At 63.8% G+C, this 21,161-nt stretch carries 18 protein-coding genes; 8 read left to right on the forward strand and 10 right to left on the reverse strand.

Going from position 1 to position 21,161, the window contains the following annotated elements; translation table 11 throughout:
- Positions 1 to 2: 2 nt before the first annotated feature.
- The gene (locus tag B9A15_RS23100; protein WP_210190457.1) at positions 3 to 722 is read right to left on the reverse strand and encodes a helix-turn-helix transcriptional regulator; all 720 of its coding nucleotides are present in this window, start codon (positions 720 to 722) and stop codon (positions 3 to 5) included.
- A gap of 308 nt (positions 723 to 1,030) precedes the next feature.
- Here B9A15_RS23100 and B9A15_RS00725 point away from each other — a divergent pair, with 308 nt between their 5' ends.
- A complete protein-coding gene (locus tag B9A15_RS00725) occupies positions 1,031 to 1,858 on the forward strand; it encodes a sulfite exporter TauE/SafE family protein (RefSeq protein ID WP_084408401.1) in 828 nt (275 codons plus the stop codon).
- A gap of 9 nt (positions 1,859 to 1,867) precedes the next feature.
- Here B9A15_RS00725 and B9A15_RS00730 read toward each other — a convergent pair whose 3' ends face one another.
- From B9A15_RS00730 to B9A15_RS00740, 3 genes are all read right to left on the reverse strand, one after another.
- Positions 1,868 to 2,578, reverse strand: a complete 711-nt coding sequence (locus B9A15_RS00730; protein WP_084407959.1) for a retropepsin-like aspartic protease family protein — start codon at positions 2,576 to 2,578, stop codon at positions 1,868 to 1,870.
- Entirely contained in the window at positions 2,568 to 2,768 is a 201-nt protein-coding gene (locus B9A15_RS00735) for a DUF1289 domain-containing protein (protein WP_084407961.1), read from the reverse strand. Before B9A15_RS00735 ends, B9A15_RS00730 begins: the two co-directional genes overlap by 11 nt.
- Before the next feature lie 156 nt (positions 2,769 to 2,924).
- A complete protein-coding gene (locus B9A15_RS00740; protein ID WP_084407963.1) occupies positions 2,925 to 4,439 on the reverse strand; it encodes a sensor histidine kinase in 1,515 nt (504 codons plus the stop codon).
- Between the two features lie 271 nt (positions 4,440 to 4,710).
- Between B9A15_RS00740 and B9A15_RS00745 the strand changes: the two genes are divergently transcribed.
- A complete protein-coding gene (locus B9A15_RS00745; protein WP_084408402.1) occupies positions 4,711 to 5,322 on the forward strand; it encodes a glutathione S-transferase family protein in 612 nt (203 codons plus the stop codon).
- The gene (locus tag B9A15_RS00750) at positions 5,319 to 5,966 is read left to right on the forward strand and encodes a uracil-DNA glycosylase family protein (RefSeq protein ID WP_084407965.1); all 648 of its coding nucleotides are present in this window, start codon (positions 5,319 to 5,321) and stop codon (positions 5,964 to 5,966) included. Before B9A15_RS00745 ends, B9A15_RS00750 begins: the two co-directional genes overlap by 4 nt.
- Before the next feature lie 37 nt (positions 5,967 to 6,003).
- Here B9A15_RS00750 and tlpA read toward each other — a convergent pair whose 3' ends face one another.
- Entirely contained in the window at positions 6,004 to 6,678 is a 675-nt protein-coding gene (gene tlpA, locus B9A15_RS00755) for a thiol:disulfide interchange protein TlpA (protein WP_084407967.1), read from the reverse strand.
- A 30-nt stretch (positions 6,679 to 6,708) separates the two neighbouring features.
- On the opposite strand from tlpA, the gene argH reads away from it, so the two are divergent.
- The 4 genes from argH (at position 6,709) to B9A15_RS00775 (ending at position 12,739) form a co-directional block, all read left to right on the forward strand.
- The gene (gene argH, locus B9A15_RS00760) at positions 6,709 to 8,109 is read left to right on the forward strand and encodes an argininosuccinate lyase (RefSeq protein ID WP_084407969.1); all 1,401 of its coding nucleotides are present in this window, start codon (positions 6,709 to 6,711) and stop codon (positions 8,107 to 8,109) included.
- A gap of 106 nt (positions 8,110 to 8,215) precedes the next feature.
- Complete coding sequence (locus tag B9A15_RS00765) at positions 8,216 to 8,518, forward strand: hypothetical protein (protein ID WP_084407971.1); 303 nt, start codon at positions 8,216 to 8,218, stop codon at positions 8,516 to 8,518.
- Positions 8,519 to 8,673: 155 nt separating this feature from the next.
- The gene (lysA, locus tag B9A15_RS00770) at positions 8,674 to 9,951 is read left to right on the forward strand and encodes a diaminopimelate decarboxylase (RefSeq protein WP_084407973.1); all 1,278 of its coding nucleotides are present in this window, start codon (positions 8,674 to 8,676) and stop codon (positions 9,949 to 9,951) included.
- Positions 9,952 to 10,069: 118 nt separating this feature from the next.
- On the forward strand, positions 10,070 to 12,739 hold the full coding sequence (locus B9A15_RS00775) for a TIGR02302 family protein (protein ID WP_084407975.1): 2,670 nt from the start codon (positions 10,070 to 10,072) through the stop codon (positions 12,737 to 12,739).
- A 507-nt stretch (positions 12,740 to 13,246) separates the two neighbouring features.
- On the opposite strand, the gene B9A15_RS00780 is transcribed toward B9A15_RS00775, so the two are convergent.
- From B9A15_RS00780 to secA, 5 genes are all read right to left on the reverse strand, one after another.
- Positions 13,247 to 13,996 carry an ABC transporter ATP-binding protein gene (locus B9A15_RS00780; protein ID WP_084407977.1) on the reverse strand — a complete coding sequence of 250 codons (750 nt, stop codon included), beginning with the start codon at positions 13,994 to 13,996 and terminating at the stop codon, positions 13,247 to 13,249.
- Positions 13,993 to 14,799 (reverse strand): sulfate ABC transporter permease subunit CysW, encoded by an 807-nt coding sequence (gene cysW / locus B9A15_RS00785; protein WP_084407979.1) that lies wholly within the window; start codon positions 14,797 to 14,799, stop codon positions 13,993 to 13,995. Before cysW ends, B9A15_RS00780 begins: the two co-directional genes overlap by 4 nt.
- On the reverse strand, positions 14,796 to 15,656 hold the full coding sequence (cysT, locus tag B9A15_RS00790) for a sulfate ABC transporter permease subunit CysT (RefSeq protein WP_084407981.1): 861 nt from the start codon (positions 15,654 to 15,656) through the stop codon (positions 14,796 to 14,798). Before cysT ends, cysW begins: the two co-directional genes overlap by 4 nt.
- Positions 15,657 to 15,734: 78 nt before the next feature.
- Complete coding sequence (gene cysP, locus B9A15_RS00795) at positions 15,735 to 16,724, reverse strand: thiosulfate ABC transporter substrate-binding protein CysP (protein ID WP_084407983.1); 990 nt, start codon at positions 16,722 to 16,724, stop codon at positions 15,735 to 15,737.
- Positions 16,725 to 17,179: 455 nt separating this feature from the next.
- The gene (gene secA / locus B9A15_RS00800; protein ID WP_084407985.1) at positions 17,180 to 19,915 is read right to left on the reverse strand and encodes a preprotein translocase subunit SecA; all 2,736 of its coding nucleotides are present in this window, start codon (positions 19,913 to 19,915) and stop codon (positions 17,180 to 17,182) included.
- 332 nt (positions 19,916 to 20,247) lie between these two features.
- Between secA and B9A15_RS00805 the strand changes: the two genes are divergently transcribed.
- Positions 20,248 to 21,120, forward strand: a complete 873-nt coding sequence (locus B9A15_RS00805; protein ID WP_084407987.1) for a peptidylprolyl isomerase — start codon at positions 20,248 to 20,250, stop codon at positions 21,118 to 21,120.
- The last annotated feature ends 41 nt before the right edge of the window (positions 21,121 to 21,161 follow it).

A 21,161-nucleotide genomic window follows, 5' to 3' on the forward strand; every position in this document is an offset into this window, starting at 1 on the left:
CCTCAAGGATTGATCGCGCCGCGCATCAAGGCCAGCGCCACCGCATGATCGCGGGTCTGTGCCCCGAGCTTCTGGCGGGCATTGCGCAGGTGGAATTCGATCGTGACCACGCTGACGCCGAGCCGCTGAGCGATCTCCGCAATCCGCAGGCCCGACGCGACAAAGGCAAGGCAATCGCATTCGCGCGAGGTCAGGCGCGACGCATCGTCCGGCTGGCGGACCTCCTCGGGCTTCAATCCGGACGCGATAAGTTGCGCGCCCATAACGAGATCGGTTCGATGACGCTCGAAGGTCTTCAGGAAGCCCTCTCGGCCGAGCGAACTCAAGATGTTGAAGCCGCAGCCGCGCCCGAGGGGGTGACGCTTGACGGTGATCGACGAGCCCGTCTTCAGGCCGCTTTCTTCGCCGAAGGCTTCGATGAGCGCCCGCTCGCCCTCCGATAGCTCTGGATGGTCCTTGGCGAAATCCGCACCGGTGGGGCAGGGGCGAAGCGTCTTGAAACATTGCTGAAGCGGGTCCGGCCGCCGCGTCAGCCCGACCGAGTGGGAATGACGCTCGATCGACGGATGGCTCCACAGCGCCTTCGGGCGTTCGATGCTGGAGAGATCGAGAAAATAGACCCCGTCGATCCCGAAGTGGCGGAAATAGCGTACCCCCGCTTTCCAGACGGATGCCGGATCGTCCAACGCGTCCAACTGGTCGATGAGATCCAGATAATCCATGAACGAACACACGCATCGATCTTGCCGTTGTGCCCACTCCACCTGCCACTGCCTTGGAGGAGCCCCAAACGCCATGACGGAAGATCATGGAAAATCATCAGATTCTGTCGAAGCCTGAGGTTTTCCATAGGTCACCCTTCCTATCTACAGTGCTAACCCATGACTGGCAACGGGAGCCGGCGACGGGTTATCAGCCCCGAGACCCGCCTCCGCTCTCCGTTGCCGACGGCGTTGCGGAAGAAGGGGGGCGTCAAAGCTTCGGCGAAAAGCCGTGCAACCGGCCGGGCTTTTTGCTCTATGAAGCGGGCATGAGCGCTTTCTCCGATCCGTCCTCGCTTCTTGGTCTTGCTTTCGGTCTGGCGCTTGCCGCCGCGTTGGCGGGCTTTCTCGCGGGCCTTTTCGGGATTGGCGGCGGGGCGATCTATGTCCCTGTGCTCTACCAGACCTATCAATGGCTCGAAGTGCCCGAGAGCGTCGCGATGCATCTCGCTGTCGGCACCTCGATCGCGATCATCGTCCCGACCTCGCTGCGATCGCTTCTCGCCCATCTCAAACGCGACGCCGTGGATCGAAAGCTGCTCAAGGAATGGCTCGTCGCCGTCCCCCTTGGCTCGATCGCTGGGGCGCTTTTCGCCGCCGATGCCTCTTCGGCCTCGCTGCGAGGCATTTTCGCGGTCCTGGCCGGTCTCATCGGGCTGAAGCTCCTGGCCGGTCGAATCACATGGCAGATCGGTCAGGACTTGCCAGGCCTCGCCGGACGTTCGCTGGCTGGGCTTCTCATCGGCTTTCTTTCGGCCCTGATTGGGATCGGCGGCGGCGTTCTCAACAACACCTTCATGACGCTTTACGGGCGACCGATGATCCAGGCGGTCGCCACCAGCGCCGGCGTCGGCGCGCTGATCTCACTTCCGGGCCTCGTTACCTATATTCTCGGCGGGTGGGACGATCCCCTGCTGCCAGCCCTCTCGCTCGGCTATGTCAGCCTCTCGTCTGTGGCTTTGATCGCGCCGGTCTCGCTGATCGCCGTTCCGATGGGGGCGAGCCTCGCCCATCGCCTGTCGCGGCGCCATCTGGAGATCGGCTTCGGCCTCTTTCTCCTGATCGTCGCGGCCCGGTTCGCCTACAGCCTCGCCTGATCGGTCGGGTCAGTCCGTCAGGACGAGCCGGTCTCCGCGAAAGTCGTAGGAGGTGAGCGTATCCAGAAAGCTCATGCCGAGAAGGACGGTGCCGAACCCTTCGCCCTCGGTGACGGCAGCGCGCACATTGTGGCGCACGATGTCGCCCACCTCGACCGTCTCCAGAAAGACCGGCGCCGAGCGCGTCATGCCGTTGGCGGTCATCACATAATCGGAAAAAGAGAGCCGGCTGGTGTCGATGCCGAGGCTTTCCGCCGTCGGTTTGTCCATCGCGACGACGGACGCGCCCGTATCGACCATCAGTGAGACGGACCGTCCGTCGATCTCCCCGGAGAGATGGAAATGCCCGTCGCTGCCGCGCACGGCCATATATTGTGCCTCGCCGTCGCCCGAATTGAGCGAGACCAGGGAGCCGGGCACGAGCACCGCCATGATGCGGTTCTTCGCCGCCTCGAACTCCGGGGCGAAGGCGTAGGCGCCGATCACCACCAGAAAGATCGCCGCCCAGATGGCGGCATTCTTCAAGGCCGCGCCCAGCTGCACGCGACTGAACAGAAACAGGCTCGCACCAAGGACGACGCCCCAGGTGCCCAGATAAGCGAGTTCGGCGAACTGGCCCTCCGGCAAACCGGCGATCATGCCGTCCTGATTCGTCAAAAGGGCGAGGAGGGCGACACCGAGAATGGCGAAGACGACCCAGAGCAAAGTGTCACGCCCCATGATCGCCTCCCGGTGCGGACGCCCAATCGGCGGAGCGGATGCGGGAGGGAAGCTCGGCCATGACGGCGCGCCGGCTCGCTCGATCCAAAGTCGGCCAGGCTGCGATTTCCGCGCCCGTTCGCCCGCAACCCCGGCAAAGCCCCGAATGGGGATCGAGAACACAGATCTGGATACAGGGTGTGTCGGTCATTCGCCCTTTCCGCCGTCGCGCATGTCGCCAATGCGCTCTGTCCGTTGCCGAAAGGCATATGGCGAGGCTTGCGCCCTGCCACAAGCCGATGGGAACCCCGTTCGGGGCGTCTCCTATGATATCCGGCGGGAAGGGCCGGAGGGCCGGATATTGGCATCAGACCGCGTCGAGCGCCGGCATGACTTCAAGGACGCGGGTGTGCGGGAAGATCGCGATGGTCTCGGTGCCCTTGCCCTGGCGCGAGATCAACTCGAACTGGCCGTCATGCAGTTTCACGAGCGCCTGGACGATCGGCAGGCCAAGGCCGGTGCCCTGTTCGGCGTTCTTGATGGCGTTGGAGCCCTGGCCGAAAGAGGAGAGGACTGTCGGGATCTCGTTTTGCGGAATGCCGGGCCCGTTGTCGCGGATCGAGGCATATTGGCCGCCGCCCGCCGTCCAGCCGACCCTCAGCGCGATGTTGCCGCCCTTCGGCGTGAACTTCACCGCGTTCGACAGGAGATTGAGAATGATCTGGCGCAAGGCGCGCTCGTCGCCCCAAAGCGCCGGAAGGTCGGGTTCGAATTCGCCGGCGAGGCGGATGCCTTTGGTTTCCGCCCTGAGCCGGACGGTCGAGAGGCACTCATTGGCGACCCGGGTGAGGTCGACCGCCTCTTCGTTGAGCGTGTAGCGACCAGCCTCGACCCGTGAAAGATCGAGGATCTCGTTGATGAGCCCTAGAAGGTGCTGACCGGAGGAATGAATGTCCTGGACATATTCCTTGTAGGAGGGATTGCCGATCGGTCCGAGAATCTCGTTCGAGATGACTTCGGAAAAGCCGAGGATCGCGTTGAGCGGGGTGCGCAATTCGTGGCTCATCGTCGCCAGAAACTGGGACTTGGCCTTGCTGGCGTCTTCCGCGTTCTTGCGCGCTTCGTCGGAGAGAATGCTCGCCCGCTCCAACTCCCCGATGAGCTCGTCCTTCTCGGCCTGATGGCGGATCGAGGCGATCGCGCTGCGCCGCAGGATTTCGGCGACGCCCGCAAAGAAGGGGACCGCGCCGGCTAGAACGGCGTTCATCGTGGCCGCAACAGGCGAGGCGTCGGCGAAGGAGCGCAGGAGGAGGACGGCCGCGAGCGGCCCGAAGGCGACGAGCACGGCAAAGCGCAAAGTCGAGGAGATCATCGCCGTCATCGCGATCGCGAAGGTCAGCACCGCGAATTGGAAGATCTCGAATCGCAAGGGCCCGCAATCGGGACAATCGAGAAACAGGAGATAGGACCAACACAGGCCGACCATCAGATGGCCGAAGAGAAAGCGACCGCTTGTCGGCAGCTCGGCATCGAGCGGAGAGCCATTCGGTGCCGCTTCGCGGCGTTTGGCGAAAAGGACGAGTAGAAGCGTTGCCGCCAGCGTGACCCCGGTCCAGGCCATGGCCGGCAGCGGACCGGTGAGGAGCGAAAGGCCGAAGCCGACCAGGATCACCGGCACGGGCAGGAAGATGGCCGCCGCGCGCAGCTGATGGATGTGCTGGGCGACGAGGGCAGCTTCGAGAAAAGAGGGCGCGCGCCGACCCTTGCCGAGGCGCTTGCGCGCCTGACGCACGACGCTTCCGGTGCTCGAAACGGCCGGGTCCGCCCGTCTCCCACGGGACGGCGCTCGGCGCTCGGAAAAGGACGGCAGGGCAAGCGACATGGGCAGCGAAAGTCTCGGACGTGATACAAGCGAGCGGTTCGCATTCTGTTGCGAGACCCTTAAAGAAATGCCTTAAGGAACCGAGAAGATTTTGCGCCGGGCTGCATTCTTCGCGCTTGCTCGCTGAGAATGCCGGCCTCTCTAGCCGCACCAGCTCTACCCGCGCGAAGCCCGAACTGGCTGGACAGATTGACCTTTGATCATGTGTCTCTGGACCCTTCGTCCGGCGACCGCATATCCCTCGTCCGAGCCAAGCATGGGAGACGGGTCGATGAAGCTCTATGACGGCGGCCGGGCGCCAAATCCTCGGCGGGTTCGTATGTTTCTCGCCGAGAAGGGGATCGAGGTGCCGATGGTGCCGGTCGATATGGCGAAGGGCGAGCATTGGAGCCCCGAGATCGCGCGTCTCAATCCGCTCAAGCGGCTGCCGATTCTCGAATTCGACGACGGGTCGATCCTGACCGAATCAATGGCGATCTGTCGCTATTTCGAGGCGCTGCATCCCGAGCCGAACCTTTTCGGTGAAGACCCCCTGGAAATCGCGACGATCGAGATGTGGAACCGGCGGGCGGAGTTCGAGCTGTATACCGCCGTGCAGGCGGTCTTCCGGCACGGCCATCCGGGCATGGCGAAAGCCGAGCCGCGCCAGATCGCCGAGTGGGCCGATCTCAATCGCGACCGCGTGATCGAGGCGCTGCAACTTCTCGACGACCGGCTCGCGGAAACCGAATATCTCGCCGGCACACGCTTCTCGGTCGCCGACATCACCGCTTTCGTGTCGATCGAACTCATGAAGGCGATCAAGACGAGCGTGGCGGAGGAGATGGCATCGCTGCGGCGCTGGCACGCGGCGATGCTCGAACGGCCGAGCGCGAAGGCATGAGACGAGGCGAGTCGCCGGCGTCGAAATCCACTGAAGACGCGACCGTTCTTCAGCGGATCATTCGCGGCTGTCGCATCTGCGCCGAAGAGCCGATCGGCGCGCCCCTGCCGATCGAGCCCAACCCTGTCCTGGCTCTGTCCTCGACGGCGCGGATCCTCATTGCAGGACAGGCGCCGGGCAATCTCGCTGACAAGACGACGAAGCCCTTCAACGACCCTTCTGGCGTGCGGCTGAGGGACTGGCTGGGGATCACGCCGGAAATCTTCTACGATCGCTCGCGCATCGCGATCCTACCCATGGGCTTCTGCTTTCCAGGCTATGACGCGAAGGGGGGCGACAAGCCGCCCCGCAAGGAATGCCGGCTGACCTGGCACGAGCGCGCCATGGCCGCGATGCCGCAGATCGATCTGGTCCTCGCCATCGGGCTCTATGCCCAGCGCTTCCACATTGCCGACGGGCAGGGGAGAACGCTCGCCGAGACCGTCGGAAATTGGCGTCGAATTCTGGAGAGCGGCGGGCGATTCGCGCCCGTCATGCCGCTGCCCCATCCGTCCTGGCGCAACAATGCCTGGCTGAAGCGAAATCCCTGGTTTGCCGAGGACCTGCTGCCGACCTTGAAAGCGAGAGTCGCCGAACGAATTTAGCGCGCAATGCGCTATCCCGCCCGACGATCGGCTTTGATCACGCGGTCGGTGTGCTCTGCGCCTTCTTCACCGCATCGATCATTTCGATCGCATCGGGGCTCGCCCATTCGGCCGGGCCGTTGACCAGGCCCCGCGCGCAGCCCTTATCGTCTACGATGATGCTGACCGGCAGGCCGAAGGCAGCGCCGCGCTGCTTCAGCTTGGTAAAGACGCCCATCGTCTCGTCGTGGAAGAAGGGCAGGGCGGTCAAATTCGTCTCTTCATAGAACGCCTTCGGCTTTTCGTCCGAACCCTGATCCACATTGATCGGAATGACGGCGAAGCTTTCGCCGCCCTCCTGTCGTTCCAGCGCGTCAAGCGCCGGCATTTCGGCGCGGCAGGGCACGCACCATGTCGCCCAGAGATTGACGAGGAGCGTCTTGCCCGAAAAGTCGCCGAGCGTGATTGGCTGCCCGTCGGTGTCGTCGAAGCGAAGGGATGAGAGGTCGAAGGGTTCGGCGACGGGCTGCACCGCCGCGACCTCGCCACGGGACGTCTCAGAGATCGCCGTCGCGATCGCCTCATTGGCCGCACAGCTCGAGGCGACCTCGGCGTTGCTTTCGAAGCCTTGCGTCACGTATATGACGCCCGCGCCCGCAACGAGGCCGCCGATGAGGGCGACCGCCGCGACGAGGGCCATCCGCCGCCCGTTCGAACCGTTTCTTTCGGACATTCTTTTCTCTCAGAGCCTCTCGAACATTCCATGAGCCAGACGACCAGCAACGAGATGTGGGGCGGCCGCTTCGCCTCCGGACCCGACGCGATCATGGAGGAGATCAACGCTTCGATCGATTTCGACAAGCGGCTATATGAGGAAGATATTGCCGGTTCGAAAGCCCATGCTGTGATGCTTGCCGATCGCGGCATCATTTCGGCCGAAGACTGCGACAAGATCGTAAAGGGTCTCGAATCGATCCGCGTCGAGATCGCCGAAGGTCGCTTTGCCTTCTCACGGGCCCGCGAAGACATCCATATGAATATCGAGGCGCGATTGGCCGAGCTGATCGGTCCCGCCGCCGGCCGACTTCATACGGCCCGTTCGCGCAATGATCAGGTCGCCGTCGATTTCCGGCTCCATGTGAAGACAGCGCTGCAGCGCTTCGAGGCTGGGCTTGTCGAGTTTCTCCGCGCACTGGTCGACAAGGCCGAGGCCCATGCGGATACGGTGATGCCGGGTTTCACCCACCTCCAGGTCGCCCAGCCCGTCACCTTCGGCCATCATTGCCTGGCTTACGCCGAAATGGCGGCGCGCGATCTGGGTCGCTGTCGCGACGCGCTTGAGCGCATGGACGAATGCCCGCTCGGCGCTGCCGCACTCGCCGGCACCGGCTTTCCGATCGATCGCCACCAGACGGCGGCCGCCCTCGGCTTCCGCGAACCCACCCGCAATTCGCTCGATACGGTCTCCGACCGGGATTTTGCGCTGGAATTCCTCTCCTTCGCGGCGATCGCCGGCACCCATCTGTCGCGCCTCGCCGAGGAGATCGTGATCTGGTCGACGCCGCAATTCGGCTTCGTGCGCCTGTCCGATGCCTTCTCGACCGGCTCCTCCATCATGCCCCAGAAGCGCAATCCGGACGCCGCCGAGCTGGTGCGGGCCAAGCCGGGCCGCATCAATGGCGCGCTGATTTCGCTTCTGACGGTGATGAAGGGCCTGCCGCTGACCTATTCCAAGGATATGCAGGAGGACAAGGAACAGGTCTTCGACGCGATTGATTCGCTCCAGCTCGCCCTTGCTGCAGCGACCGGCATGGTCCGCGACCTCGTCGTCGACGTGGAGGCGATGCGCAAGGCCGCCGGCCATGGCTTTTCCACTGCGACCGATCTTGCCGATTGGCTGGTGCGCGAGGCGGGGCTTCCCTTCCGCGAGGCTCATCACGTGACGGGCCGGGCGGTGTCGATGGCCGAAGAGCGCCGGATCGGCCTCGCCGATCTGCCGTTGGACGACTTGAAGTCGCTCAATCCGGCGATCACCGAAGACGTCTTTTCGGTCCTCACCGTCGAGGCCTCCGTTGCCAGCCGCAAGAGCTTCGGCGGAACGGCGCCGGACAATGTCCGAGCCCAGATCGCCGTCTGGCGCGAACGGCTTGACCTCGAAGGCTGAAGGGACATTGCCTTCGATGTGTTGCGGTCCGGCGGATGCTTTTGCCTCGCGGAGCCGCTATGCAGGGGGCAGGATGACCAAGGGAACGCTCTCAAGGCGGAGAAGCATGATGATCGCACGCATGGCGCGCAGGGGCAGGCCCGCAATTCTCCTCATCGCTCTGGCTGCCTTGGCCGGCTGTGGTGTGAAGAACCTGCCGCAGGCGCCGGGAAGCGACAAACCGCCGGTGGCCGTTGTCGAGACCGAGGCGAGCGGCGCGACGCTTCTGTCCGGCTCGGCTTCGACGACGCCGACGATCGGCTCGACGCCTGTCGCGACCGTCTCGTCGGAGAACGCCGTGAGCCCGGCCGAGGTGCAGCGCAACCCGAACGCCTCCAACGGCTTCATCCTCGATCCCCTCTTGAACTGATCGCACCGGCGCGGCCTTACCGTCGAGCGGTTCGACGACCGCTCCCTGACAACGCTTTCTAAAAAGGGGCGGGGCCGATCGACAGTGCCTGAGAGACGAGCTTACGCCAATCGAACCGCGAAGGCGGTCATTTCCGCTTTGGTCTTGGGATTACGATGAACCATTTCGACTTTCGCGACGGGCATCTTCATGCCGAGGACGTGGCGATCCGGGCGATCGCCGAGGAAATCGGCACGCCCTTCTACTGCTATTCGACGGCGACGCTGGAGCGCCATTACCGGGTTTTCGCCGAGGCGTTCGCCGATATCGACGCGCTCGTCTGCTATGCGCTGAAGGCCAATTCGAACCAGGCAGTGATCGCAACCCTCGCGCGTCTGGGCGCCGGCGCCGACGTCGTGTCCTCGGGCGAACTCCTGCGCGCGCTCAGGGCCGGCATTCCGGCCGAGAAGATCATGTTCTCCGGTGTCGGCAAGACGCGGGCCGAGATCGATATGGCGATCGCCAGCGGCATCTTCTGCTTCAATGTCGAATCCGAACCCGAACTGGACATGATCTCGGCCCGTGCGGCCAGCGCCGGACGCACGGCACACGTCTCCTTCCGCATTAATCCGGATGTGGATGCGCGCACCCATGCCAAGATCTCGACCGGCAAGAAGTCCGACAAGTTCGGCATCGACTTCGAACGTGCAGAGAGCGTCTATGAGCGAGCCCGTTCGCTTCCGGGCATCGAGGTCACCGGCATCGACATGCATATCGGCTCGCAGATCGTCGAGCTCGAACCCTTCGACCAGGCCTTCGACCGACTGGCCGAACTCGTGCGCCATCTGCGCTCCAAGGGCCATACGATCAGCCATGTGGATCTTGGCGGTGGTCTCGGCGTCCCTTATCGCCGCGACAATGCGCCGCCACCCGAACCGCCGGCCTATGCCGAGATCGTCAAGCGCCATGTGCGCGATCTGGGCTGCAAGGTCGTGTTCGAACCGGGCCGTCTGATCGTCGCCAATGCCGGCATTCTGGTCTGCCAGGTCATCTATGTGAAGGAGACCGGCGAGAAGACCTTCGTCATCGTCGACGCGGCGATGAACGATCTCATTCGGCCGACGCTCTACGACGCCTGGCACGATATCCAGCCCGTCGACGACCCGGGCGCTGCCGATCATATCGTCGCCGATATCGTCGGGCCGGTCTGCGAGAGCGGTGATTTCCTGGCCAAGGATCGGACCATGCCGGCCGTGAAGGCGGGCGATCTTCTCTTCGTTTCCTCGGCGGGAGCTTATGGGGCGGTTCAGTCCTCGACCTACAATACGCGTCCGCTGGTCGCTGAGGTCCTGGTCAAGGGCGATGATCATTCGCTTGTGCGCCCGCGCCAGACCGTCGACGAACTCATCGGTCTCGATCATCTCCCAGACTGGCTGGAAGGCGAGCACGGCTGATCCCAGGCGGCCCCGCTGAGCGGCTCTTTAGAGCACGCTGCTTCACACTCCCGTCAGACGCCTCGCATCGGCCCTCAAAGCTGATAGGATGGGGAATGGCAGCCCTCAGCGAGGAACTATGGCCGAAGACACGCGACCACGGACATGGAGCGGGATTGCCCGCATTGCCGGCATACGCCGTCTGACAAGACTGGCGATGCTCGTCGAGCGGCTCTGGCCGCTCGTCCTGTCGGTCGCCTGCGTGATCGCCCTGTTTCTGACGCTGGCCTGGTTCGGTGCGTTTGCAGCCATGCCCTTCGTGCTGCGGATCGGCGTTCTCGCCCTGTTTCTCGCCGCCCTTTGCGCCGCTGTCTGGCTGAACCGATCGGTGCGCCTGCCGAGCGGTGAGGAGGTGGACGCACGGATTGAGCTTTCGAGCCGACTGGCCCATCAGCCTTTGCGCACCCAAAGCGACCGTCTGCCGTCCGGCGACGACGCCTTTGCCTCGGCGCTTTGGCGCGAGCATCAGCGGCGCATGGCCGAGAAGCTGAAGCATCTCGCCGGCGGTTCCCTGCGGACCCGGACCGAGCGCCTCGACCCTTACGGCCTGCGCGCCCTCGTTCTACTAGTCTTCGTAACCAGCTTCGCCTACTCGCTGGGGCCCGGCGGTGGACGCGTGGCCGACGCCTTCGTCTGGCCGCGCGATGCTCTGCAGATCGCGGAGCGGCGCGTCGACGCCTGGGTCACCCCGCCGGCCTATACGGGCCGCGCGCCGGTCTTCCTGGCCGGCCCCTCGATTGAGCCCCGGAACGCGGACGCACCTCTGACCGTGCCAGAAGGCAGCACCCTGTCGGTCCGGGTTTCCGATGGCAGCGACATTTCCTTCTCCTTCCAGCCGGATCGCAGCGACGCGGAGACCTTGCGGGTTCTGCCGAGCGGGCAGGGCGCGTCGAATGGCGCCGCTGACGCGAAGGGGACGAGTCCGGCGCCTGCTGCCTCGGGCAATGCGCAGCCCGCGGGGCCGGCGGCCTATGAGCTGGCGCTGACTGAAAGCGGAACGGCGCGTCTGGAGACCTCGCTTTCGACTTTCGGCGAATGGCCGGTCGTGGTGACGCCGGACAACGATCCGACCATCGAATTTACCGCTCCGCCGAAGGCCGACCGGACCGGCGCCTTGGAACTCGCCTACAGGGTCGGTGATGACTTTGGCGTCAAATCCGGCCAGGCCGAGATCGTCGTCGATGACGATCAGGTGGCAGCCGATGCGCGCCCGCTCTTCGATCCGCCGGAAATCCGTCTGACCCTGCCGCGCCGGACCCAAGGAGAGGCGGAGGCGCGCACGTCGGCCAATCTTCAGGAAAGCCCCTATGCCGGCGCCAAGGTCGCGTTGACACTCGTTGCGACCGATGATGCGGGCCAGACCGGACGCTCGCGCACCGAACAGGTCACGCTTCCCGAGCGCCGCTTTTCGAACCCCTTGGCGCGTGCTGTCGTCGAGCAGCGGCGCATTCTGGCGCTCGATGCCAATGCCGCGCCGCGCGTCGTCGACATGCTGGATGCGATCACGCTTCATGGCGACACCTTCATCGAAAACGCCGCCGATTACCTCGCGCTGAAGGCGGCCCGGACCCGCATCGCCACGGCCTATAACGACGAGGGGCTGATCAGCGCTGTCGACTTCCTGTGGGAGATCGCCCTCGGCATCGAGGACGGCAACATGTCGCTCGCCGAACAGCGATTGCGCGATGCCCGCGAGCGTTTGTCCGAAGCTTTGGAAAACGGCGCGTCGGATGAGGAAATCGATCAGCTGATGCAGGAACTGCGCGAGGCGATGCAGGAATATATGCAGGCGCTCGCCGAAGCCATGCAGAACCAGCCGCAAAGCCAAATGCCGATGGCCGACATGCAGGAGATCCGGCCGCAGGATCTCGATCGGCTCTTGGATCAGATCGAGGATCTCGCCAAGTCCGGCTCGAAGGAGGCCGCTCAGCAGCTTCTCTCCGAACTGCAGCGGATGATGGACAGCATGCAGGCAATGCGGCCCGGCCAACAGATGCAGCAGGGCCAACAAAGCCCCATGCAGGAGCAGATGAACCGTATGGGCGAGCTCCTGCAGGAGCAGCAGCGCCTGATGGATGAGACCTATGATCTCGGCCGCCAGCGCTATCGCCAGGAGCAGGAGAGCCGCCGCCAGCCCATGCCCGGCGAGCCGCGCGATCGCGGCCAGCCGCAACCCGGTGAACAGGGTCAGAACCAGGAGGGCGCCGGCGAGCAGCTGAGCCAGGAACAGATCGAAGAAATGATGCGCCAATTGCAGGAGCGCCAGGGCGCGCTGCAGGAGCAGCTCGAACAGCTGCAACAGGAGTTGCAGGCGCAAGGGCTGCAGCCCTCCGACGATCTCGGCGAGGCGGGCGAGGCGATGGGCCAGGCGGAAGGTGCGCTTGGGCAAAGCGACGATGGCGAGGCGGTCGGCCAGCAGGGCCGGGCGATGGAGGCCATGCGTCGAGGTGCCCAGGACATGATGAACCAGATGCAGGCCATGCAGCAGGGCCAGCCGGGACAGCCCGGGCAGCCGGGCGGTCAGCAGGGGCCCGGCATGCAGGGCCAGCAACAGCAGTCAGGCCGCGATCCGCTCGGCCGACAGCGCCAGACCCAAGGGCCGCAATTCGGCCAGGATGTCGGCGTGCCTGACGAAATCGACGCCCAGAGAGCGCGTCAGATATTGGAGGCGATCCGCGAGCGTCTGGGCGATCAGCTCTCCCCCGATATGGAACGCCGTTATCTGGAGCGCCTTCTCCAGACGCCGTGATGGAAAGATATGGCATCCGGGTGATCAGGCCGGTGCCCTATCAAAGCCCGCACTACCTTCAGCGTGTTGAAATCTGTAATCGCGAAGCGATTAGGCCCAATGCGTCGTCTCATAAGCCATCATCGGGGCTGCAGAGTTTGAAGGTGAGACCGCTTCTCCCGACGCTTCGTCATCCTCGCGCTCGAAGAGTGGGGGGACCCATGCCATCACCGTCAGAGCGGCATTCGGGCCGAGGAATTGCAGGAAGCGGACCGCAATCGTCGGCGGATGTGAGCAACTCTTGAGGCATGGGTCCCCGACCCTTAAGGGCCGAGGATGACGAGAGGTATCAATGGCAGCGCCTAGACCTCTTATGCATTCATCTGACACAACAGGATCAGAGCGCCGGGCGCTCAATCAAGATCGCCTGGCGCTCTTTAACTCTTTGATAACGCGCCGGGTTGTCGAGAAACCGGTATCCACTTTTTCGCCCGGCACTCTGAACGAATTTCGTATGGCTGGTCGGCCTCAGATCGTCCAGTCGGGGGCGGTCGGGCCGAGCCCCAGGAAACTTTCGACAAAGGGCGTCGCCGGGCGTGCGCGAAGTTCGTCGGGCGTGCCGATCTGCTCAATCGCGCCGTCGCGCATGACCGCGACCCGGTCGGCGACCTCGAAGGCCTCCGCCTGATCATGGGTCACGAGGATCGCGGTGACGCCGACTCTCTGCTGAAGGTCGCGGACGGAGCGGCGCAGATCGCGGCGCACCAGAGCATCGAGCGCCGAAAAGGGTTCGTCCAGAAGGAGAAGGCGCGGGCTGATGGCAAGCGCTCTCGCCATCGCCACACGCTGGCGCTGTCCGCCCGACAGCTGGGCTGGATAGCGATCGCCGAGACCCGCCATGTCGATCATCGCCAGGAGCTCCTCGACCCGGGCCTTGCGATCGGCCTTGGAGGGGCGCTCCGCACGATCCATGACGCGCAGGCCGAAGCCGATATTGTCGGCGACCGACATATGCCGGAACAATGCATAGCTCTGAAACACCATGCCGAAGCGGCGGCGGGCGGCCGGCACGCTCGTAATGTCCTCGTCATTTAGAACGAGCTTCCCGCGATCGGGCGCGGTCAGGCCGGAAATGATGTTGAGAAGCGTCGTCTTGCCGGAACCCGAGGGCCCGAGGAGAGCGAGAAATTCCCCATCCTCGACGCTCAAGGAGACGTCGCCGAGGACCGCGGACTTCCCATCGAAGGATTTGCTGACGCGATCGATCTCAAGGCTCATGTGGCAGCTCCCCGCACGGGATGAACGAGCGCGATCAGGCCGCGCAGGACGAGGGTGATCAGCGCCAGGAAGGCCAGAACCGTCGCCGCCGCGAACGCGCCGGTCGTATTGTAGTCGTTGTAGAGAAGTTCGATCTGTAAGGGCAGCGTCATGGTCTGGCCTCGGATTGCGCCGGAGACGACGCTGACGGCGCCGAATTCGCCAATGGCCCGCGCGGTCGCCAGGATCGCGCCATAGACCAGCGGCCAGGTGATGTTCGGAAAGGTGACAAAGCGGAACATCTGCCAGCCGCTCGCCCCGAGGGTGAGCGCGGCGCGCTCCTCGTCCTCGCCCGCGACCGAGAGAACCGGCAGCACTTCGCGCACCACGAAGGGGCATGTGACGAAGAGCGAGACGAGGACGATGCCGGCCAGATTGAACATCAGCTGGATGCCATAAGGCTGCAACGCGCCGCCGACCGGCCCATAGGCGCCATAGACAAGCAGGAAGCAGAGGCCGGCGACGATCGGCGAGATCGCGAATGGCAGTTCGATGAGGACGAGCAGAACCCGGCGGCCGGGAAAGCGGAACCGCGCGATCGCCCAGGCGGCGCAAAGGCCGAAGACGATGTTGATCGGGACGACAATCAAGGCCGTCACGATGGTGAGCATGATCGCCGAGCGTGTTTCCGGCTCGCTGACGGCTGCCAACCAGACGCCGAAGCCCTCCGCGAAGGCTCTCGCGAAGATGACCGCGACCGGCATGACGATGACGACGAGGGCGAAGAGAATGGCGATGGCGATGAGGAGAGGACGCGCGCTCACGATCCACCCTCCAGCCGGCGATAAAGCCGCGTCTGCGCGACATTGATGAGAACGAGAAGGACGAGCGACAGAGCCAGCATCGTTCCGGCGATCGCAGAGGCGGCGGGATAGTCGAATTCGTCTAGGCGGATCATGATCAGGAGCGAGGCGATTTCGGTCTGATAGGGTATGTTGCCGGCGATGAAGATGACGGCGCCAAACTCGCCGAGGCTGCGCACGAAGCTGAGCCCCGTCCCGGTCAGGATACCTGGCGAGAGCTTCGGCAGGACGATGCTGATGAAAGTCTGCCAGCGCGAAGCACCGAGCGTCCAGGCCGCGGCTTCTTCATCCGGATCGAGCTCTTCGATCAGAGGCTGGATGGCGCGCACCGCGAAGGGCACCGAGGTGAAGGTCATGGCGATGACGATGCCCCACCAACTATAGGCGATCTGGAGTCCGAGCGGCGCGATGAGGCTGCCGATCCACCCATCCTTCGAATAAAGCGCGACGAGCGCGATGCCCGCGACCGAGGTCGGTAGGGCGAAAGGCAGATCGACCAGCGCATCCAGTGCCGAACGCCCGAAAAAGCGATAGCGAACCAGCACCCAGGCAAGGATCAGCCCGAACAGACCGTTGACGAGGGTCGCAAGGGCGGCCGCGCCGATCGTCACGCGCAGGGCCGCGAGCGTGCGCTCGTCGCTCATGACGGCCAGATAGTCCGACAGCCCCAATTGCGAAAGCTGCCAGCCGAGGCCGGCCAGCGGCAGGAGCACGATCAGCGTGACGAAGGTCACGGAGACGCCCAGCGTCAGGCCGAAGCCCGGAAAAGGCGATCGGCGGCGGCGAAGGGCATCGAGAGGCGTCTGTAAGATCGGCATATCAGCGGCTGTCAAAGGCGAACACCCACCCCCGAAAGCGCACGGGGATGGGTGTTCGCGTCACCTTGAGGGATGACCTTACTGGCGCTGGAGTTCGTCGAGAACACCGCCAGAGGCGAAATGGGTTTCCTGAGCCTGCTCCCAAGATCCGAAGACATCTTCGACCTTGAAGAGCTCGACCTCGGGGAAGCGGTCGGCATTGGCCTTCACCACCGCCTCGTCATGGACGCGGTTGTTGAAGGAGGCGAGGATTTCCTGCCCCTTGGTCGAATAGAGGAAGTTGAGATAGTCGCGGGCGATCTCCTCGGTGCCGCGCTGGCTCGCGACCTTCTCGACGATAGCGACCGGGAATTCGGCCAGCAGCGACTGTGCCGGAACCACGGTTTCATAGCCTTCGGTCTGTCCGGCGATGTTGAGCGCCTCGGCCTCGAAGGTGACGAGGACATCGCCGATGCCCCTTTCGGTGAAGGTGGTCGTCGCGCCGCGCCCGCCCGTGTCGAAGACTTCCACATTGTTCAGCATCTTCGTCATGTAATCGCGGACCTTGGCCTCGTCGCCGCCAAACTCGTCCATCGCCCAGGCCCAGGCGGCGAGATAGGTGTAGCGGCCATTGCCCGAGGTCTTGGGATTCGGAAAGATCACCGACACGCCTTCGCGCGCGAGATCGTCCCAACCGTCGATATCCTTCGGATTGCCCTCGCGCACCATGAAAGCCGGCAGCGAATAATAGGGCGAGGCGTTGTTCGGGAACTGCTGCTGCCAGTCTGACGCCACGAAGCCGTTCTCGGCCAGGATCTCGACATCCAGCACCTGGTTGAAGGTCACGAGATCGGCCTGCAGCCCTTGAAGGATGGCACGGGCCTGTTTGGAGGAACCGGCATGGCTCTGATTGATCGTCAGCGGAGCAGCGTCCGCGCCGCGCTGTTCGAGGAAGGCCGGGTTGATCGCGGCATAGAGCTCGCGGGCAATGTCATAGGAGACATTGAGGATGTCTTTTTCCTGTGCCTGGGCCGGCCCGGCCAGGGTGCCACCGATCAGGGTCAAGGCGGCCGCGAACTGACGAAACATGATCTCTCCTTCAACGCTCGGTCAGACTGCGAGATACGCAAGCTGGCCTGCGTTGCAATCCCCTTCTCCTCAATGAAAAATAGCCATCCGCCTCGAGCTTGAAGAATAGGACCGCGTTCCACGAAAGCGCGTTCCATTGGAACGCGAAGGACGATGAAATGCGTCTGGGTCCGTGGCTTTGTCGGCTTGTCGACGGCCGCAAAATCGAGTGAGTCGGTGCGCGCTGGTGGCAGCCGGAGCTCGTTGTCCAAGAATGCTCACCAACAAAAAAGACGCCTCCTTTTGGGAAGACGCCTTCTTCATATTGCTTTAAAACATCGGCATCAGGCCATGGCGATGCCATCAAGTGTCTCATACGAGATCCGTTTGATCGCTTCGCGATCCGGATTTTTGGAGCCGCTCAAGCGCCGCGTGGGCTTTGATACGGCGGCCGACTGAACCAGCCGGACACCATATTACGCATAAGCCCCGTGGCAGTGCTTGAACTTCTTGCCCGATCCGCAGGGGCAAGGCTCGTTGCGGCCGACCTGACCCCATGTGGACGGATCGTTCGGATCGACGCGCAAGCCGTCGGCGGCGGCGGGCGTGAAGTTCGCGGTCATCCGTTCGCCGCCATTGCCGAACTCGTCCTCGCCGGTCGTCGCATCGACATGATGCCCTTCGACCTCGGGCGGCCGGAGGTCCATCTGAGCATCCTCGGGGCGTACGATCTCCACCTGCATGAGCTGGGTAGTCACGCGCTCGCGCATATTGCCGAGCATGGACTGGAAGAGCTCGAAGGCCTCCGACTTGTACTCGTTGAGCGGATCGCGCTGGGCATAGCCGCGGAAGCCGATGACCGAGCGCAGATGGTCGAGATTGACCAGATGCTCGCGCCAGAGGGCATCGATCGTCTGGAGCACGACCGAGCGCTCCACATAGGTCATGACGTCGGCGCCGAAGCGCTGGCGCTTGTCCGCGATATGGGCGTCGGCGGCTGCCGTCATGCGCTCGCGAATGTCGTCCTCGGCCACACCCTCTTCCTTGGCCCAGTCGACGACCGGCAGGTCGAGATTGAGGATCTGGCGGGTGTCGTCGCGCAGGGCCTCGGTGGTCCACTGCTCGGCATAGGTGCGCTCGGGAATATGCCGACGCACGAGATTGTCGATCGTCTCGTGGCGCATGTCCTCGGTGGTCTCGGAGACCTCCTCGGGATTAGCCTCCATCAGCTCAACGCGCTGGTCGAAGATCACGCGACGCTGATCGTTCATCACGTCGTCGTATTTCAGAAGGTTCTTGCGGATGTCGAAGTTGCGCGCCTCGACCTTCTTCTGCGCCCGCTCCAAGGCCTTGTTGATCCAAGGATGGACGATAGCCTCACCCTCTTTCAGACCGAGCTTCTGCAGCATGCCGTCCATCCGGTCGGAGCCGAAGATTCGCATCAGATCGTCCTGGAGGGACAGATAGAATTTCGAGCGGCCCGGATCGCCCTGGCGGCCCGAGCGGCCGCGCAGCTGGTTGTCGATGCGCCGGCTTTCGTGGCGCTCGGTGGCGAGAACGTAGAGACCGCCATTGGCGATCGCCTGTTCCTTCAGCCGCTTGACGTCGGCGCGGATCGCCGCCTCGCGCTGATCGCGCTCGGGGCCTTCCGGCATGTCCTTCAGCTCCATGCCGATGCGCATCTGCGGATTGCCGCCGAGCTGGATGTCGGTGCCGCGGCCCGCCATATTGGTGGCGATCGTCACCGCGCCGGGAACGCCGGCCTGGGCGACGATATAGGCTTCCTGCTCGTGATGGCGGGCATTGAGGACGTGGAAGTCCTTGAGGCCGTCGCGCTTTAAGCGTTCGGCCAGAAGCTCGGACTTCTCGATCGAAGTGGTGCCGACCAGGATCGGCTGGCCGCGCGAATGAGCCTCGCGGATTTCGGCGCTGATCGCTGCGAATTTCTCGTCGAAGGTCCGATAGACCTCGTCATCCTCGTCGATACGCGCGATCGGCAGATTGGTCGGGACCTCGATGACGTCCAGGCCGTAAATGTCGCCGAACTCGGCCGCTTCTGTTTGCGCCGTCCCGGTCATGCCGGACAGCTTCTTGTACATGCGGAAATAGTTCTGAAAGGTAATCGAGGCGAGGGTCTGGTTCTCGGGCTGGATCGTCACGCCTTCCTTGGCCTCCAGCGCCTGGTGAAGGCCTTCGGAGAAGCGTCGGCCGGGCATCATGCGGCCCGTGAACTCGTCGATGATGACCACCTCGTCATTGCGGACGATGTAGTCCTTGTCGCGCTGGAAAAGCGTATGGGCCTTCAGCGCGTTGTTGACGTGATGGACGATCGCGACATTCTCGATGTCGTAGAGTGAGGCGCCCTGGAGATGGCCGGCCTCTTCCAGCATGCGCTCCAGCTTCTCCGTGCCGCCTTCGGTGAAGGTGACGGCGCGCTGCTTCTCGTCGAGTTCGAAATCCTCCGCGTTCAAAGCGGGGATGAAGCCGTCGATCGTCTTGTAGAGATCGGAGCGGTCGTCGAGCGGGCCGGAAATGATCAGCGGCGTGCGCGCCTCGTCGATGAGGATCGAATCCACCTCGTCGACGATCGCGTAATGATGACCGCGCTGGACCATCTGCGCGCGCTCATATTTCATGTTGTCGCGCAGATAGTCGAAGCCGAGCTCGTTATTCGTGCCATAGGTGACGTCGCAGGCATAGGCCGCGCGGCGCTGGGCGTCCGACATGCCATGGACGATGACACCCGTGGTCAGACCAAGGGCGCGATAGAGGCGCCCCATTTCCTCGGCATCGCGGCTGGCGAGGTAGTCGTTCACGGTCACGACGTGAACGCCCTTTTCCTCCAGCGCGTTGAGATAGACAGCAAGGGTCGCGACCAGGGTCTTGCCTTCGCCAGTCTTCATCTCGGCGATGGCGCCGCTGTTGAGGACGATGCCGCCGATCATCTGAACGTCGAAATGCCGCATGCCGAGCGTGCGTTTGGAGGCCTCGCGGACCAGGGCGAAAGCGGGGACGAGCAGGTCGTTCACCGTCTTGCCGGAAGCGAGCTGGGCCTTGAACTCGGCCGTCTTGCCGCGGATCTCCGCGTCGCTCAGCTTGGAATAGTCGTCTTCGAGGGCCGCGATGGCTTCGATCTGGCTGCGGTGGCGTCGGACGAGCCTGTCGTTCGAACTTCCGAGCAATTTGCGGGCGATGCCGCCGAGACCCAGCATGGACCGGTCCTTCTCGTCACTGTTTACGATGTGCCGGTGACTCCCGCACCGGTCCAAGAGACCGGCCGCCGCTTCGTTCCCGAAGCACCCGCCCTTCGGCGACGGGAGCCTTCAAACTTTCAGGAAGGCGGCTGGACTTTCGGGACGGGCGAGAGATAAGAGGGCCCCAAACCGATGTCAACGGCGGGTTCCGGGCTTGCCCATGCGATCCCGCTCGCGACTCGGGCTGCCTCGATTTTCCGGCTGGCCGGGACCGCTCTCACCTCGGGCAATACGGCGCCCATCCGGGGACATGACGAGATAAACACTGCCAAAAGGACGACGACATCCTCATGCGCACCATCTCCCGCACGGCGCTTCTCGCCGCGATCCTGGCGACGGGCACGCTTGCCGGCGCACCGGTCTTCGCTCAGTCGAAGGTGATCGCCACGGTCGGCTCCGACGAGATCACCGAGGCCGATCTGGCCGCCGCTGAGGCCGAGATCGGCGAGGATTTCCGGCAGGTGCCCGAAGAACAGCGTCGTCTGGCCGTTCTCTCGGCGCTGATCGACATCAAGGTTCTGGCAGCCGAAGCCGAGAAGGCCGACCTTCAGGACGATCCGACCGTTGCCGGCCAGCTCGACTTCCTGCGCGATCGCACGCTTCACAACGCCTATTTCGAGAAGAACGGCGTCGATGCGGTGACCGACGAAGAGCTGAAGGGGCGCTACGACAAGGAGATCGCGGCGCTCGAGCCGCGTGAGGAAATCCATGCGCGTCATATTCTTCTGAAGACCAAGGAAGAGGCCGAGGCGGTCATCGGTGAGCTTCAGAACGGTGCCGATTTCGCCAAGGTCGCCGAAGAGAAGTCGACCGGTCCGAGCGGGCCCAATGGCGGCGATCTCGGCTTCTTCTCGGCCGGCCAGATGGTGCCCGAATTCGAGAAGGCCGCCTTCGCCCTCGAGCCCGGCTCGATCACGAGCGAGCCTGTCCAGACTCAGTTCGGCTGGCACGTGATCAAGGTCGAGGAAAAGCGTCAGGCCCAGCCGCCGAGCTTCGAGGAGGTCAAGGACCGCATTCGTCAGCTCGTCCTGCGCGATAAATACCTCCAGCTCGTCAAAGAAGCCCGCGACGAGATGCCGGTCGAATACGTGGATCCGGAGATGAAGTCGCAGGTCGAGGCCATCGAGTCCGAGATCAAGGCGCGCGCCGGATCTGCCGAGTAAAGGTAAGCGGTCCGGGCCGCTCAGGCCGGACCGCCCCTGGT

This window comes from Fulvimarina manganoxydans, from assembly GCF_900176465.1.
Lineage (GTDB): Bacteria > Pseudomonadota > Alphaproteobacteria > Rhizobiales > Rhizobiaceae > Fulvimarina > Fulvimarina manganoxydans.

Bases quoted from the DNA above. Each gene is read 5' to 3' on its own strand.
- B9A15_RS23100 (WP_210190457.1), bottom strand. From the start codon at position 722: ATGGATTATCTGGATCTCATCGACCAGTTGGACGCGTTGGACGATCCG.
- B9A15_RS00725 (WP_084408401.1), top strand. From the start codon at position 1,031: ATGAGCGCTTTCTCCGATCCGTCCTCGCTTCTTGGTCTTGCTTTCGGT.
- B9A15_RS00730 (WP_084407959.1), bottom strand. From the start codon at position 2,578: ATGGGGCGTGACACTTTGCTCTGGGTCGTCTTCGCCATTCTCGGTGTC.
- B9A15_RS00735 (WP_084407961.1), bottom strand. From the start codon at position 2,768: ATGACCGACACACCCTGTATCCAGATCTGTGTTCTCGATCCCCATTCG.
- B9A15_RS00740 (WP_084407963.1), bottom strand. From the start codon at position 4,439: ATGTCGCTTGCCCTGCCGTCCTTTTCCGAGCGCCGAGCGCCGTCCCGT.
- B9A15_RS00745 (WP_084408402.1), top strand. From the start codon at position 4,711: ATGAAGCTCTATGACGGCGGCCGGGCGCCAAATCCTCGGCGGGTTCGT.
- B9A15_RS00750 (WP_084407965.1), top strand. From the start codon at position 5,319: ATGAGACGAGGCGAGTCGCCGGCGTCGAAATCCACTGAAGACGCGACC.
- tlpA (WP_084407967.1), bottom strand. From the start codon at position 6,678: ATGTCCGAAAGAAACGGTTCGAACGGGCGGCGGATGGCCCTCGTCGCG.
- argH (WP_084407969.1), top strand. From the start codon at position 6,709: ATGAGCCAGACGACCAGCAACGAGATGTGGGGCGGCCGCTTCGCCTCC.
- B9A15_RS00765 (WP_084407971.1), top strand. From the start codon at position 8,216: ATGATGATCGCACGCATGGCGCGCAGGGGCAGGCCCGCAATTCTCCTC.
- lysA (WP_084407973.1), top strand. From the start codon at position 8,674: ATGAACCATTTCGACTTTCGCGACGGGCATCTTCATGCCGAGGACGTG.
- B9A15_RS00775 (WP_084407975.1), top strand. From the start codon at position 10,070: ATGGCCGAAGACACGCGACCACGGACATGGAGCGGGATTGCCCGCATT.
- B9A15_RS00780 (WP_084407977.1), bottom strand. From the start codon at position 13,996: ATGAGCCTTGAGATCGATCGCGTCAGCAAATCCTTCGATGGGAAGTCC.
- cysT (WP_084407981.1), bottom strand. From the start codon at position 15,656: ATGCCGATCTTACAGACGCCTCTCGATGCCCTTCGCCGCCGCCGATCG.
- cysP (WP_084407983.1), bottom strand. From the start codon at position 16,724: ATGTTTCGTCAGTTCGCGGCCGCCTTGACCCTGATCGGTGGCACCCTG.
- secA (WP_084407985.1), bottom strand. From the start codon at position 19,915: ATGCTGGGTCTCGGCGGCATCGCCCGCAAATTGCTCGGAAGTTCGAAC.
- B9A15_RS00805 (WP_084407987.1), top strand. From the start codon at position 20,248: ATGCGCACCATCTCCCGCACGGCGCTTCTCGCCGCGATCCTGGCGACG.